This window comes from Streptomyces xinghaiensis S187, assembly GCF_000220705.2.
GTDB classification, from domain to species: domain Bacteria; phylum Actinomycetota; class Actinomycetes; order Streptomycetales; family Streptomycetaceae; genus Streptomyces; species Streptomyces xinghaiensis.
In genome coordinates this window covers 3,083,721-3,098,352 of record NZ_CP023202.1, presented here as the reverse complement: position 1 = coordinate 3,098,352, position 14,632 = coordinate 3,083,721, and the positions used below count along the sequence as shown (strand labels likewise).

10 protein-coding genes are annotated in these 14,632 nt (G+C 72.2%); 4 read left to right on the top strand and 6 right to left on the bottom strand.

Features of this window, described 5'->3' with window-relative positions; translation table 11 throughout:
- The first annotated feature begins 397 nt into the window (after positions 1-397).
- Positions 398-1,738, top strand: coding sequence for an HNH endonuclease signature motif containing protein (locus SXIN_RS13220; RefSeq protein ID WP_095757022.1), 1,341 nt, complete (start codon positions 398-400; stop codon positions 1,736-1,738).
- A 1,123-nt stretch (positions 1,739-2,861) separates the two neighbouring features.
- Here the strand turns inward: SXIN_RS13220 and SXIN_RS13215 are convergent.
- Together SXIN_RS13215 and argS are read right to left on the bottom strand one after the other, a co-directional pair.
- Positions 2,862-4,001, bottom strand: coding sequence for a pyridoxal-phosphate-dependent aminotransferase family protein (locus SXIN_RS13215; RefSeq protein WP_095757021.1), 1,140 nt, complete (start codon positions 3,999-4,001; stop codon positions 2,862-2,864).
- Positions 4,002-4,523: 522 nt separating this feature from the next.
- Positions 4,524-6,311 carry an arginine--tRNA ligase gene (gene argS, locus SXIN_RS13210; protein WP_019706335.1) on the bottom strand — a complete coding sequence of 596 codons (1,788 nt, stop codon included), beginning with the start codon at positions 6,309-6,311 and terminating at the stop codon, positions 4,524-4,526.
- Between the two features lie 262 nt (positions 6,312-6,573).
- Between argS and lysS the strand changes: the two genes are divergently transcribed.
- Positions 6,574-8,349: a lysine--tRNA ligase gene (gene lysS / locus SXIN_RS13205; RefSeq protein WP_019707710.1), complete on the top strand. Its 1,776-nt coding sequence runs from the start codon at positions 6,574-6,576 to the stop codon at positions 8,347-8,349.
- Positions 8,350-8,442: 93 nt separating this feature from the next.
- Here the strand turns inward: lysS and SXIN_RS13200 are convergent, their stop codons facing one another.
- The 3 genes from SXIN_RS13200 to SXIN_RS13190 form a co-directional block, all read right to left on the bottom strand.
- Positions 8,443-9,822 carry a DUF2637 domain-containing protein gene (locus SXIN_RS13200; protein WP_238153753.1) on the bottom strand — a complete coding sequence of 460 codons (1,380 nt, stop codon included), beginning with the start codon at positions 9,820-9,822 and terminating at the stop codon, positions 8,443-8,445.
- A gap of 192 nt (positions 9,823-10,014) precedes the next feature.
- Positions 10,015-10,713: a DUF3558 domain-containing protein gene (locus SXIN_RS13195; RefSeq protein ID WP_238153752.1), complete on the bottom strand. Its 699-nt coding sequence runs from the start codon at positions 10,711-10,713 to the stop codon at positions 10,015-10,017.
- Positions 10,714-10,785: 72 nt separating this feature from the next.
- A complete protein-coding gene (locus SXIN_RS13190; protein ID WP_039820535.1) occupies positions 10,786-11,727 on the bottom strand; it encodes a hypothetical protein in 942 nt (313 codons plus the stop codon).
- Between the two features lie 203 nt (positions 11,728-11,930).
- Here SXIN_RS13190 and SXIN_RS13185 point away from each other — a divergent pair, with 203 nt between their 5' ends.
- Positions 11,931-13,124: an RtcB family protein gene (locus tag SXIN_RS13185; protein ID WP_019707713.1), complete on the top strand. Its 1,194-nt coding sequence runs from the start codon at positions 11,931-11,933 to the stop codon at positions 13,122-13,124.
- A gap of 49 nt (positions 13,125-13,173) precedes the next feature.
- Here the strand turns inward: SXIN_RS13185 and SXIN_RS13180 are convergent, their stop codons facing one another.
- A complete protein-coding gene (locus tag SXIN_RS13180; protein WP_019707714.1) occupies positions 13,174-13,929 on the bottom strand; it encodes an SDR family NAD(P)-dependent oxidoreductase in 756 nt (251 codons plus the stop codon).
- 193 nt (positions 13,930-14,122) lie between these two features.
- On the opposite strand from SXIN_RS13180, the gene SXIN_RS13175 reads away from it, so the two are divergent.
- On the top strand, positions 14,123-14,602 hold the full coding sequence (locus tag SXIN_RS13175) for a PepSY domain-containing protein (RefSeq protein WP_039820537.1): 480 nt from the start codon (positions 14,123-14,125) through the stop codon (positions 14,600-14,602).
- Positions 14,603-14,632 lie beyond the last annotated feature (30 nt).

The following is a 14,632-nucleotide window of genomic DNA, read 5'->3' as shown; positions in this document are numbered from 1 at the left end:
GGTGGGGCATCGGCGATGACCTGGGTGGGGCGTCGGCGATGACCTGGGTGGGGCGTCGGCGATGACCTGGGTGGGGCGTCGGCGATGACCTGGGTGGGGCGTCGGCGATGACGTGGTGCCCGGTCGGGGACTGCGGAAGCTGGGAGCGGGCGCGGTGGGGGTGTCGGGCTGCTCCGCCGTCGTGGCGAGCTGGGTCGCAGGGCCGTGGTGGTGGGTGGCGTTGCTGGTGTTCGGTGTGGGCCATGGGTGGAGTTCCCGGGTCCGCTTTCGCTCACTCGTTCGGGTGGTTCCGTGTCCTGGACCTGGATTCATCACCGTCCGTGACGGAAAATAGGGGGTAGGAACTCGCTGCGTGAGGGCGGGAGTTCACGCGGGTGATCCGGACGGGGGGAATGTCATGCAGGCCACGCTGCTCGACCACGACGAGACCGAAACAACCGGCCCGCCGGGAGGGCCGGTGACGGCGGATGAGTGGGCCGCGCATCTGGCGTCGGCTGTGCCGGGTCCGCAGACGGCGGCGATGCTTGGCCTGTTGGAGCGCGGGCAGCTTTCCACGACTGGGCGGATCGATGCTTTGAAGGCCTGGGAGCGGCACACCTCCTGGATTCAGGCGCAGCAGGTGGGTCTGCTGGCGGATATCGAGGCGGATGCTCTGGATGCGAGGCCGGATGGGAGGGGTTGGGCGGACTATGACTGGGACTTCGCCTGTGAGGATGTGGCCTGTGCGTTGAAGTTGTCGGGGAACACGGCCGCGGAACGTTTGGCGGTGGCCACCGCCCTGGAGGGCCGTTTCCCCACCACCGTGGGCCTGTTGGAGCGTGGGGAGATCTGTTATCTGCAGGCGAAGGCGGTGACGGAGGTCACCGGCACCCTGGACCCGGAGGCCGCCGGGCGGGTGGAGGCGATGGTGGTGGCGAAGATGCCGGGCCAGTCGGTGGGCCAGACTCGGCGGGCGTTGAACCGGGCGGTGCTGAGGGCGGATCCGCTGGGGGCGGAGGTGCGGCATCGCCGGCGGCGGGAGGACCGCACGATCTGGCACCGTGCGACCGAGGACGGTATGGCCACCTGGACCGCGTTCCTCCCCACCCCGCAAGCCGCGCAGTTGGATGCTGCCGTCGATGCGCACGCCGCCACGTTCGGCGATGACGGGCGCACGCTGAACCAGAAGCGGGTGGATGCTCTGTATGACCTGGTCGTCAACCGCCCCGCCGGAGACGCGACCCCCGGTGGCCGGTCGGCGGCGGTGGTCCAGGTGACGGTGTCGATGGACACGTTGATCGGGGTGGATGAGGAGCCCGGACAGCTCAAGGGCTACGGGCCGATCAGTGCTGGGCAGGTGCGGGAGGTGGCTTTCGCTCCGGGCACGATCTGGCGGCGTCTGATCACCCACCCGAAGACCGGGCTGCTGGTCAAGACCGATCCGACCACCTACAAGCCCACCGCCGAGACCCAACGCCACGTCACCGCCCGCGACACGACCTGCACCTTCCCCTCCTGCCAGATGCCCGCCCACCGCTGCGACCTGGACCACATCCAGCCCTTCAACCACCAGGACCCGCAAGCGGGTGGGGCGACGGAGCCGGACAATCTGATGCCGCTGTGCCGACGCCACCACCTGTTGAAACACCGCACCGCATGGCAGGTGCAGCGCAACCCCGACACCGGCGAAGTCACCTGGACCGCACCGACGGGCCACGCCTACACCAACCCACCCCAGCCTCTCGCCCACATCACGTAGCCGCCGCCCCTCGGGAGCCACCGGCGCGAGCCCCTTCGCCACCACGCGGAGGGGCCCACACCCCTGCCCGAAACCAGAACCTGACGCCCACCCTGCGCGGCCACCGGGCGGGCAACACCTGGCAGGGGGCACGGCCCTCGGCGTTGATGTGTACCGGCGACGGCAAGCACCTCGGCCTCCACGGGCACGAGCCGCCCCCAGCCCCCACCGACCAGCAAGCAGCAAGCAGCAAGCAGCAACCGGCAACCGGCGAGAGGGGAGAGGGGAGAGCCCGCCGCGCAGCCACCCGCCACGACCGTCACCACCGACAGCCCGCCACGACGAACGGGAAGCCGAAGAACCCAGGCGCGCGTGTGCTTCCGTGCACCCCCACCGGCACCAGCCACGCCATGCTTTTCAAACACGACCCCGGGCGCGCACGGCACCGGATAGACGACCGACCACGGGGCCACCCCCGACACGGATGCCGTAACCCCTACCAGGACGACACCGGGCAGCCCGCGACGCATCCGCGACCACCATCGCGCCGCCTACCCGGCGCCGTAACCCCGACCCGTCACGGCACCGGGCAGCCCGCAACGCATCCGCCACCACCATCGCGCCGCCCACCCGGCGCCGTAACCCCGACCCGTCACGGCACCGGACAGCCCGCGACGCATCCGTGAACACCATCGCGCCGCCCATCCGGCGCCGTAATCCCGGCCGGCGCGGCCTCGGACAGTCAGGGAAGCATCTGTTGCCGCGGCCACCCGGTTGCCCACCGCGGTCACCGGGTCGCCCACCCGGCGAACCTCCCATGGCGTGTGGACAGTCTCTTGCCTTCTGTGGCCTTCTGTGGCCTTCTCCGGGTTCTCGGTCGAAGCGGCTTGCGGTGGGGCGGGCCGTGAAGGCGGCCTTGGTGTTGTCGGCGGGGAAGGCCGGGGACGGACCGGACCATTACCGTTCGCGTTCTTGCCTCGCGTATGGGGCAACGGCGCGGAGCCGTCGGCGACCTCGGGCCATGTCCTTCCGGCCTCTCGGCCTTCCGGCCTCTCGGCCTTCCGGCCTCTCGGCCTTCCGGCCTCTCGGCCTTCCGGCCTCTCGGCCTTCCGGCCTCTCGGTGTCTCGGCCTCTCCCGCCGGTGCTACTCCTCCGGGCCCGACCAGGCCGCCTCTGCCGCCGTGGAGGCGGCGTCCAAGTCGGCGCGGACGCCTGCCGCGTTCAGGGCCTCGGCCAGAGCTGAGAGGACGCGGACGACAGTGCCCGGGGTGGCGTCGGGGCCGTAGTGGTTGACCCGGATCATCTCGCCGCCCAGGGCGCCGCCGCCCGCGGCCAGCGGCGGGGCGGGGGCGCCGGACGGGGCGACGGCCAGTGCGGCGGCGACGAGTTCGCGGGCATCGAGGGCATCCGGGGCCCGCAGGGTCGTGGCGACCGGAGCGGCGTCGCGGGCGTCGGTCACGTACGGACGCAGGCCCTCCGCGCTCTGGTCGGTCAGGGCCTCGACACCGGCGCGCAGAGCGGCGGCCGTGGCGCGGTGGCGGGCGATGGACGCCTCCAGCCCGCCGGTCTCCTCGATACGCCGGACGCACGCCTCCAGGGCCAGCATCTCCAGCTGCGCCGGTGCGTGCGGCAGGGCGATGCGGCCGGGGTTGATCCAGCGCTCCTTCCAGTCCAGGAGGGAGAGGTACGAGCGGCGCGGCGCGCCCGGGTTGGCGTGGATCCGTTCCCAGGCACGCTCGCTCACCGACACGGCCGAGACCCCGGCCGGGCCGCCCATCGCCTTCTGCGCGCCGATCACGCACAGGTCGACACCCCAGGCGTCGGTGTGCAGCGGCTCGGCGGCGACGGAGGCCACCGCGTCGAGCATCAGGAGCGCGCCGTGTTCGCGGACCACCGCGCCGACCGGTGCGACGGCGTTGGTGTTGCCGGTCGCGGCCTCCGCGTGCACCAGGGACACGAGTTCGGTCTCCGGGTGCTCTTGCAGGGCCCTCCGGACGGTCTCGGCGGAGACGGAGGTGTCGTACGGAACCTCGATGTCGACGACTGTGGCGCCGCTGTCGCGCAGCCAGCCGCCGAACGTCTGCCCGTACGGGCCCGTGATGACGTTGAGCGCGGTGGAGCCGGGGCGGGCCGCGCTGCGGATACAGCCCTCCAACGGCAGCAGTGCCTCCCCCTGCATGACGATCACGTCGGCGTCGGTGCCCATCACGGAGGCGACCTGCCGTTCGATGGCGGCGAAGTGCTCGGCGGAGAGCGGTGCGAGGTCGAGGAGGGGGTGGGGCATGGGGCTCGCTCACTCTTTTCTTTCGGTGCGGTTGGGGGCTGTGGGGGTGGCGCGGGGGATTTTGTGCCGGGTGGTGCGGTATCGGCTGCCGGGGTGAGCGTACCGCCGTGATCCACTCGGGCCGCGTACGCGCGGTCGTGCGGGCAGGCGGGGTGCTTCGCGCACCCGGGGCCCGGCGTCTGCCGTGCGCTTGCCCGCGTGTACTCGACCGCGCATGTCGCTCGCGTACCCGTTCCCGGCGGGCGGAGGCGGGTGGTTCCGGCCGGGTGGGACGCGGTGCGGCCGCGTTGCCGGACCACGACTCGCGGCCCACGGCCCACGGCCCACGGGCCTGACCGGGAGGCCGGGCGGTGCGCTCCGGGCAGGGAGGCGGAAACGCTGCGGGCCCCCGCCCGCCGGCCGGTCGCCGGTGGACGGGGGCCCGTCGGATCCTGGTGTCCGGTGTCCGGTGGCTGCCCGGGCCGTCCTGGCCGGGCGGCGAGGCGGACCCGCAGGAGCCGCGACGGGTGGCGGACCGTCCCGTCAGAGCCGCTCGGGGGTGCGGATGCCCAGCAGCGCCATGCCCTGCCGCAGGGTGCGGGCGGTGAGGTCGCAGAAGAAGAGGCGGTTCTCCACCAGCTCCGGGGAGTTGTCCTTCTTCAGCACCGGGCACTGGTCGTAGAACGTGGTGAACGCGGAGGCCAGCTGGTAGAGGTACGCGGCCAGCTTGTGCGGTTCGTACGTCTCGGCGACCGCCGCCAGCGTCTCGGCGAACTCGTCCAGGTGGAGCCCCAGCGCCCGCTCCGCCGGGGACAGCGGCAGCTCGGGGCGGGCCTTCGGGACGGCCGTGCCGGCCTTGCGGAGGATGGACTGGATACGGGCGTAGGCGTACTGCAGGTAGACGCTGGTGTCGCCGTTCAGGGACACCATCCGGTCCAGGTCGAAGATGTAGTCGCGGGTGAGCGAGGTGGAGAGGTCCGCGTACTTCACCGCGCCGATGCCGACCTGCGCGGCGCGCTCGGAGACCTCCTCCGCCGTCAGGTCCGGGGCCTTCTCCGCGACGACGGTCGCGGCCCGGTCCACCGCCTCGTCGAGCAGGTCGACCAGGCGCACGGTCTCGCCCTCACGGGTCTTGAACGGCTTGCCGTCCTTGCCGAGGACCGTGCCGAACGGGAGCTGCCGTGCGGCGCCCTCCGGCAGCCAGCCGGCCCGGCGGGCGGTCTCGAACACCATCTTGAAGTGCAGCGCCTGCCGGGCGTCCACGACGTACAGCAGGGTGTCGGCCTTGAGGCTGCCGACGCGGTCGCGGATGGCGGCGAGGTCGGTGGCCGCGTAGCCGAAGCCGCCGTTGGACTTCTGGACGATGAGCGGCACCGGCTTGCCGTCGGGACCCTTCACGTCGTCGAAGAAGACGCAGAGCGCGCCCTCGGAGCGGACGGCGACCCCGGAGGACTCCAGTTCCCGGCAGACCGCGTGCAGATCGTCGTTGTAGGCGCTCTCGCCGACGACGTCCTCGTCGCGAATCTCCACGTCGAGCTTGGTGTAGACGCCCCGGAAGTAGATCTTCGACTCGTCGACGATCTTGTGCCAGAGGGCGAGGGTCTCCTCGTCCCCCGCCTGGAGATCCACCACCCGGCGGCGGGCCCGGTCCTTGAACGCCTCGTCGGAGTCGAACAGCGCGCGGGACGCCTTGTAGAGCCGGTTGAGGCGGGACATCGCGGCCTCGCCCTCGGCGGTCGCGTCCGCGGCGTCGGAGGCGTGGTCCAGCTCGTGCGGGTGCTCGATCAGGTACTGGATGAGCATGCCGAACTGGGTGCCCCAGTCGCCGATGTGGTGCCGCCGGACCACCGTCTCGCCCCGGTGCTCCAGGATCTGCACGATGGCGTCACCGATCACCGTGGAGCGGAGGTGGCCGACGTGCATCTCCTTGGCCACGTTGGGCTGGGAGTAGTCGATGACCGTGGTGCCGGGGCGCTCCGCGTACGGCACGCCCAGCCGGTCGTCCGCCGCGCGCAGGGCCAGCGTGGAGGTGATGGCCGCGTCGGCGACGGTGATGTTGAGGAACCCGGGGCCGGAGACCTCGATGGCCCGGACGACCGGGTCCGGGTCGGCGTCGTCCGCGGTGGGGATGCGGTCCACGACCTGCCCCGCCAGCTCCCGGGGGTTGCCGCCCAGCTTCTTGGCCAGCGCCAGCATGCCGTTGGCCTGGAAATCCGCCCGGTCGCTCCGTCGCAGCAGCGGATCGGCGGCGCCGGCCTCCGGCAGGGCGGCGGCGAGGGCCTCGGCGAGACGCTGGTGGACGGTTGCGGAAAGGGAAGGGACCGGGGCCATGAGGAGCTAGCGCCTTCTTTCGCGGTGGGGTGCGGGGCCGTGGCGGCCGCTCGGCGGACTGCGCAGCCCGGTGCCGCTCCGGCGGTGCCGGGCCGCGGTGCCGGGCGGACCGGCGGCGTTCGCCGCCAGTATCCCACGGCGCTCCCGTGGCGCCCGGGGCATTAACGGGTCTGGGAGAATGGCGGCGTCGGGCTCACCGCCGGACCCACCGCCGGGCGCACCGCCCGGCTTCCGAGCGCAGGAAGCGAAGAAAGAAGAGGACGTGCCGATCGTGGCTCAGAGCACTGAGACCGACTGGGTCTCCCGTTTCGCGGACGAGGTCATCGCCGAGGCGGAGCGCCGTGCCCCCGGCAAACCGATCGTCTGCGCCTCGGGGCTGAGCCCGTCCGGTCCGATCCACCTCGGCAATCTGCGCGAGGTGATGACCCCCCACCTCGTCGCGGACGAGATCAAGCGGCGCGGGCACGACTGCGTCCACATCCTCTCCTGGGACGACTACGACCGCTTCCGCAAGGTGCCGGCCGGGATCGACCCGTCCTGGTCGGAGCACATCGGCAAGCCGCTGACCAGCGTGCCCGCGCCGCCCGGCAGCGAGTACGCCAACTGGGCCGAGCACTTCAAGGCGCCGATGGTGGCGGCGCTGGAGCAGCTCGGCATCGAGGTGCACCCGATCAGCCAGACGCTGCAGTACACCTCCGGCGCGTACCGCGACCAGATCCTGTTCGCCATGCGCGAGCGTGCGCGGATCGACGCCGTCCTGGACCGCTACCGCACCAAGGAGAAGAGCGGGGCCGGGAAGCCGGGGGCGCAGAAGGCGGGAGCGGGCGGGCAGCAGAAGGGCAAGAAGCTCGACGAGGCCGAGGCCGCCGCGGCGGAGGCCGCCGCCGAGGGCTCGGGCGCGGCGGCCGAGGACGACGGCTCGGGCGCCGGTGCGGGCTACTTCCCGTACAAGCCGTACTGCTCGGTCTGCGGGACGGACTTCACGACCGTCACCGGGTACGACGACGAGACCACCGAGCTGACGTACGTCTGCCGGTGCGGGCACTCCGAGACGGTGCTGCTCTCCGAGTACAACCGCGGCAAGCTGGTGTGGAAGGTCGACTGGCCGATGCGCTGGGCCTACGAGGGCGTGGTGTTCGAGCCGTCCGGGGTGGACCACTCCTCGCCCGGCTCGTCGTACGTCGTCGGCGGGCAGCTGGTGAAGGAGATCTTCGAAGGCGAGCAGCCGATCGGGCCGATGTACGCCTTCGTCGGCATCAGCGGCATGGCCAAGATGTCGAGTTCGAAGGGCGGTGTGCCGACGCCCGAGGACGCCCTGCAGATCATGGAGGCGCCGCTGCTGCGCTGGCTGTACGCGCGGCGGAAGCCGAACCAGTCCTTCAAGATCGCGTTCGACCAGGAGATCCAGCGGCTCTACGACGAGTGGGACGCCCTGGAGCGGAGGATCGCCGACGGCTCGGCCCAGCCCGCGGACGCCGCCGCGTACCGCCGTGCCACCCGCACGGCCGTCGGCGAACTCCCCCGGACACCGCGCCCGTTGCCGTACCGGACGCTCGCCTCGGTGGTGGACGTCACCACGGGGCACGGCGAGCAGACGCTGCGGATCCTGCGCGACCTCGACCCGGAGAACCCGATCAACTCCCTGGACGAGGCCCGGCCCCGGCTGGACCGCGCCGAGAACTGGATCCGCACGCAGGTGCCGGCCGAGCAGCGCACCCGGGTCCGGGAGGAGCCGGACACCGGGCTGCTGGCCTCGCTCGGGGAGACGGAGCGGGAGTCGCTGCGGCTGCTCCTGGACGGGCTGGACGAGCACTGGTCGCTCGACGGGCTGACGGCCCTGGTCTACGGGGTGCCGAAGCTGCAGGCGGGCCTCCCGGCGGACGCGAAGCCGACGCCGGAGCTGAAGGCGGCGCAGCGGTCGTTCTTCGCTCTGCTGTACAAGCTGCTGGTCGGCCGGGACACGGGGCCGCGGCTGCCGACGCTGCTGCTGGCGGTCGGCGCGGACCGGGTGCGGAAGCTGCTGGCGGCACGGGTGTAGAGGGCGCTGTGGGGTGACGCGCGGCGGCGCGGTGGTGCGGCTCGGGCCGTGGCACCGCGCCGTCGGCGTAGCGGGGCGGTCGGCGCGGGCCCGTCAGGCGATGTGCTCGGTGTCCATCTCGGCGGTGTAGCGGTGGCGGAACTCGCGGAGGTAGCCGCGGAGCGAGCTCTCGCTGAGCGGGCCGCCGGTGCGGCCGCGGATGCCGTAGAGGTCCATGAGGTAGAGGCCGAACTGGCGGGCGTTGGGGAAGTCGCCGCGCTCGGCGACGTACCGGCGGAACGCGCCGAAGTACGCCTCCTCGCGGGACATGTCGTCGGGCAGGCCCGGGGCGGCGGCGGTCTCCTCCTCCGCGGCGGGGCCCGGCACGGCCGGGAAGGGGCCGCTCTGCGCCGGGACGTACGGCTGGGGGCTGCCCAGGGGGCGCTCGCGGCCCGGGGCGACCGGCACGGTCACCCGGGGGGAGAGCGGCTCGGCCGGGGAGAGGGGTTCGCGGACGGGGCCGGGGGCGGTGTCGTACTCCCCGGTTCCGGTGCCGCCGGCGCCGTTGGTGCCGTTGGGGGTGGCGGGGGCTCCGTCGTACCGGGGGGTTCCGGTGTACTCGGGGCCGGCGGCGGTGTGGTCCGCGGCGCCGTATCCGGCGGTCGGTGCGGACTCCCCGGCGGTGGTGTGCTCGGTGGTGTGCTCCGCCGGGCGTTCGCGGCCGGGCGCCTGCCCGGTTCCGGCCCCGGAGCGGTGTTCCCCGGCGGTGAGTTCGGGGCGGCGCGGGGAGGGGCGTACGGCGGCGGGTGCGGCCGGGTCGATGCCGGCGGCGGCGAGCCCGTCGGGCGCGGTCTCGGCGAGCGGGACGCCGTAGCGGGCCAGCCGGAGCGGCATCATCGACTCGACCGGTGCCTTGCGGCGCCAGGCGCGGCCGTAGCGGGCGCGCAGGCGGGCCTGGTAGACGAGGCGGTCCTGTTCGAGGCGGATGACCTCGTCGTAGGAGCGCAGTTCCCACAGCTTCATCCGGCGCCAGAGCCGGAAGGTGGAGGGGAAGGCCAGCAGCCAGCGGGAGAGGCGTACGCCCTCCATATGCTTGTCGGCGGTGATGTCGGCGATCCGGCCGATGGCGTGCCGGGCGGCTTCGACGGAGACGACGAAGAGGACGGGGATGACGGCGTGCATGCCGACGCCCAGCGGGTCGGGCCAGGCCGCGGCGCCGTTGAAGGCGATGGTGGCGGCGGTGAGCAGCCAGGCGGTCTGCCGCAGCAGCGGGAACGGGATGCGGATCCAGGTCAGCAGCAGGTCCAGGGAGAGCAGGACGACGATCCCCGCGTCGATCCCGATGGGGAAGACGACGGAGAAGGCGCCGAACCCTTTCTGCTCGGCCAGGTCGCGGACCGCCGCGTACGAACCGGCGAAGCCGATCGCCGCGATCAGCACGGCACCGGCGACCACCACCCCGATCAAGATGCGGTGTGTGCGTGTCAGCTGCATGGCGGCCACCCGCGCTCCCCTTCCGGTGTCGACAACTGGCGGGCACAGCCTGGCACATGTGTGCGAGTGCGAGGAGCCCGGACCTCTCGCGGGCCCGGGCTCCCGGGCGGTATCCCCGGTTACGCGCGGTATCTCACGGGCGGTTCCGGCGGAAGCCCGTCCGGATCCCGGTCCGGGCGCGGTGGCCGTCGCTCACTTGTTGGCGTCGGCGACGGCCTTGACGGCCTCCTTGGTCGCCTTCTCGGCGTCCTTGAGCAGCTCGTCGGCCTTCGGCGGCTTGGCGTCCTCGTAGCCGGCGCCGTTGTAGTTCAGGGTGACGACGACGTTCTCGGTGCGGGTCACGACGGTCTGGTTCTTGAAACCGTCGCCGTCCTTGGTGATGTCGTAGCGCACCGTGGCCGCCTCGTCGCCGATGCCGGACGGTTTCGCGTTCTTCACGTCCTTGCCGCCCTTGACGGACTTGGCCTCGTCGACCTGCTTGGTGAAGTACTGCTGGGCGCGCGACTCCGCGCTGCCGAGCGTCGCGTCGGACTCGAAGCGCTGGAGGGAGATGTCCAGCCAGCGGTACTGGAAGCCGTCGAGGCCGTACCAGGAGCAGGTGCTGCGCGCGTTGACGTCGCTCGACTTGCCGGCCGTACCGGTCTCGCTGTCGGCCTTGGGGACGAGGTCCTCGATGGTGTCCTTGCCGACGGCCTTGCACGCCTTGGGCAGGTCGGCGTACTTCGCGGGGGCCGTGGTGGGCGAGGCGCTCGCCTCCGCCGACGACGCGGACGGCTTGGCCTCCGCCTCGTCACCGGAGTCCGAGGAGCAGCCGGCGACGAACATCATGGGTATGACGGCTGCGGCGGCGAGAAGTCGCGTGGCTGATCGGTGCATGGTTCCTTCGCTCATCTGTCATCCAGGGGCGGTGGTACCACCCGTACGCCGCACCACCGTAAGGGAGGACGGTGGTGCGGGCGGCGGTCATGCGTCGAAGGTGTCCGACAGCTCACGGGCCAGGCGCTGCGCCCGGGCCTGGAGCTCCCTGCTGCCCGGGATGTCCGAACGGCGCGTGGACCACTGGTCATACGTGATGGTCACCAGGACGTTCGAGGCCCGGAAGACGATCGTGATGTCGCGGTGGGCGCCGGAATCGGCGGTGCCGAGGTGGTCGTCGATGTAAGCGACATCACCCAGCCCGTCGAGGGCGCGGGGAGCGGTGGAAGGGTCGGCGGAGGGGGAGGACGCGGGGGATCCCTCGCCCTCGTCCCCTTTCTCCTCTTCGTCGCCGTTCTCCCCGGATGTGCCGTTGCTTCCGGTGTCCTTGCCGCCTTCCCCGCCCTTGTCCCCGCTGCCCTGCTCGCCGTCCTCGCTCTCTCCGCTGTCCGCCGCGCCCGAGGTCTCGACCGGGTCGGCGTTCCCGGCCTGGGACTCGGAAGCGGCGGCGGACGGCTTGCCGTCGTCCGGTTTCTCGTCGACGGGGGCGGGGATGCCGGCCTCGGCGGCCTTCTTGTCGTACAGCTGCTGGGCGCGGTCGTCGTCACTGAGGGCCGGGTCGTAGGAGACGACCCGCTCGAAGTCGATGACCAGGCTGCGGGTGCCGTCGGAGAGCCCGGTGGTCCAGCGGCAGCCGGTGCGGCGGTCGGTGTCGTAGGTGAGCGCCGGCTGGCCGTCGTACGCCGTCTCGCGCTTCGTGCCCTCCAGCTTGTCGAGGCCGGGGAGGAGGGTGCGCAGGGTGCCGCGTTCGACGGCGCCGCAGGCCTCGGGGAGGGTGCGGTACTTGCCGGCCCCCGCGGAGGAGCTGGCGGAGGGGTCGCCCTGCTCGGAACCGTCCCCGCCGTCGTCACCGGAGGAACCGGTGCACCCCGTCAGCCCGACGAGCAGCGCGGCTGCCACGGCGCTCGTTCCGTACGCCCATCGCTGCACGGTGCCCGGCTCCCTTCGGAAAAGCTGTTGCCGCCGGTCGGCGGCCGATGGAGACAATGTGTACCGCACGCGCCGCCGCCTCCGCCGGGCCGATGCCGGTTATCCGGGAGGTTGGGGGGTTTTGTGCCGTGCGCTTTCGACCAGCGGGAGACATCAGTCCCGGTCACGGGGGGACCCCGGCCGGCGGGGGAATCGAGGACGTCGTGGGATACACCGAGCTGCCCGGTGCGCGGGTGCCGATCCGGATGTGGGCCGACCCGGCCACCGTCGAGGACGGCGCGCTGCGCCAGCTGGAGAACGTCGCCACGCTGCCCTGGATCCAGGGCCTGGCCGTCATGCCCGATGTGCACTACGGCAAGGGCGCGACGGTCGGTTCGGTGATCGCGATGCGGGGCGCCGTCTGCCCGGCCGCGGTCGGGGTGGACATCGGCTGCGGGATGTCGGCGGTGAAGACCTCGCTGACCGCCAACGACCTGCCCGGTGACCTCTCCCGGCTGCGGTCGAGGATCGAGCAGGCGATCCCGGTGGGGCGCGGGATGCACGACGAGCCCGTCGACCCGGGACGGCTGCACGGCTTCCCGACGGCGGGCTGGGAGGACTTCTGGTCCCGGTTCGGCGGGGTGGCCGAGGCGGTCAGGTTCCGCCGGGAGCGGGCCGCCAGGCAGATGGGTTCGCTCGGTTCGGGCAACCACTTCATCGAGTTCTGCCTGGACGAGTCCGGCACGGTCTGGCTGATGCTGCACTCCGGCTCCCGCAACATCGGCAAGGAGCTGGCCGAGCACCACATCGGTATCGCGCAGCGACTGCCGCACAACCAGGGCCTCGTGGACCGGGACCTCGCCGTGTTCGTCGCGGACACCCCGCAGATGGCGGCCTACCGGAACGACCTGTTCTGGGCACAGGAGTACGCCCAGCACAACCGCGCGATCATGATGGGCATCTTCCAGGACGTGGTCCGCAAGGAGTTCAAGAAGGCCCGGCCCGTCTTCGAACCGGTCATCTCCTGCCACCACAACTACGTGGCCGAGGAGCGGTACGACGGCATGGACCTGCTGGTCACCCGGAAGGGGGCGATCCGCGCGGGCGGCGGGGACCACGGCATCATCCCGGGCTCCATGGGCACCGGCTCGTACATCGTGCGCGGGCTCGGCAACGAGGCGTCCTTCAACTCCGCCTCCCACGGCGCGGGCCGGCGGATGAGCCGCAACGCGGCCAAGCGGCGGTACACGGCCCGGGACCTGGAGGAGCAGACCCGGGGCGTGGAGTGCCGCAAGGACTCCGGGGTCGTGGACGAGATCCCGGCCGCGTACAAGCCGATCGAGCAGGTCATCGACCAGCAGCGCGATCTGGTCGAGGTCGTGGCCAAGCTCAAGCAGGTCATCTGCGTGAAGGGCTGAGGAGGGCGCCGCCCGGGCCCATGGATCCGGGCCCGGGCGGCTGCCGTGCTCACTTCTCGCGGTGCACCTTGGTGTTGGACGCCTGTGCGCGCGGGCGGACGACGAGCAGGTCGATGTTGACGTGCGGAGGGCGGGTGACCGCCCACGCCACGGTGTCGGCCACGTCCTCGGCGGTGAGCGGCTCCGCCACGCCCGCGTAGACAGCCGCCGCCCGCTCCTCGTCACCGCGGAAGCGGGTCATCGCGAACTCGTCGGTGCGCACCATGCCGGGGGCCACCTCGATGACCCGGACCGGTTCGCCGCACAGCTCCAGCCGGAGGGTCCCGGCGAGGGCGTGGGCGCCGTGCTTGGCGGCCACGTAACCGCCGCCGCCCTCGTAGGTGCCGTGTCCGGCGGTGGAGGTGAGCACGACGACCGTGCCGTCGCCGGAGGCGGTCAGGGCGGGCAGCAGGGCCTGGGTGACGTGCAGCACGCCGAGGACGTTCACCTCGTACATCGCCCGCCAGTCGGCGGGGTCGCCGGTGGCCACCGGGTCGAGGCCCAGCGCGCCGCCGGCGTTGTTGACCAGGACGTCGCAGCGGTCGAGGGAGGCGGCGAAGGCGTCGACGGCCGCACGGTCCGTGACGTCGAGCGGGTGGGCGGCGGCCTCCAGCCCGGCTGCCGTCAACTCGGCCGCCAGCGCCTCGATGCGGTCCGCGCGGCGCGCGGTGAGCAGGACCCGGTATCCGGCTTCGGCCAGTCTGCGGGCGGTCGCCGCGCCGATTCCGCTGCTGGCGCCGGTGACGACTGCGGTACGCGTGCTCATGGTGCCTCCGTTGCGAGCCTGGCTTGGCTGTGATCGTCCGCACGCAGGATATGCCGCTGCTGATCGGATCAGAGGAAGGTCTGATCGGGGGACGAGATGCATATTCCATGACAGTCCGTCAGGTCGGCGGGGAAAGGTGCGGTCGTCCGGCATCACCGGACGGATCGGATCACGACATCGAGGAGCACCTTTCATGCCCGTAACGGACCCTGCCCTCCGCCGTTCGCACACGGTCGCCCAGCGGCTGGGCGCCGCGGTCACCGGTCTGGTCGCCGCCGCCGCCCTGGTCGCCGGAGTTCCGGCGACGGCCTCGGCCCACGACCACCACCGCGGTCACGGTCACCACGCCGGTCACGGCCACGGCCACCACTCCGGCCACGGCCACGGCCGGTGCCACAAGCAGCACGGCCACCACGGCCACCACGGCAAGAAGAGCAAGCACGGCCGGCACGGCCACGCGCACCCGGTGGAGATCCGCGAGGCGATCACGATCGCGGAGGGCGCCGTGCCCGGGAAGGTCACCGCGGCCGAGGTGGAGGAGGAGAGGCTCCACCCGAAGGACAAGAAGAAGCGGAAGGTCTGGGAGGTGGAGGTCAAGCGCGGCAAGATCACGTACGACGTGCTGATCGACCCGAGGACCGGCTGCATCCTGAAGGTCGAGAAGGACGACTGAGACACCGGAGAGACACCCCCGGGGACGCAC

Excerpts from the sequence above, each read along its gene's own strand:
- SXIN_RS13220 (WP_095757022.1), top strand. The coding sequence starts at position 398 with ATGCAGGCCACGCTGCTCGACCACGACGAGACCGAAACAACCGGCCCG.
- SXIN_RS13215 (WP_095757021.1), bottom strand. The coding sequence starts at position 4,001 with ATGCCCCACCCCCTCCTCGACCTCGCACCGCTCTCCGCCGAGCACTTC.
- argS (WP_019706335.1), bottom strand. The coding sequence starts at position 6,311 with ATGGCCCCGGTCCCTTCCCTTTCCGCAACCGTCCACCAGCGTCTCGCC.
- SXIN_RS13200 (WP_238153753.1), bottom strand. The coding sequence starts at position 9,822 with ATGCAGCTGACACGCACACACCGCATCTTGATCGGGGTGGTGGTCGCC.
- SXIN_RS13195 (WP_238153752.1), bottom strand. The coding sequence starts at position 10,713 with ATGAGCGAAGGAACCATGCACCGATCAGCCACGCGACTTCTCGCCGCC.
- SXIN_RS13180 (WP_019707714.1), bottom strand. The coding sequence starts at position 13,929 with ATGAGCACGCGTACCGCAGTCGTCACCGGCGCCAGCAGCGGAATCGGC.
- SXIN_RS13175 (WP_039820537.1), top strand. The coding sequence starts at position 14,123 with ATGCCCGTAACGGACCCTGCCCTCCGCCGTTCGCACACGGTCGCCCAG.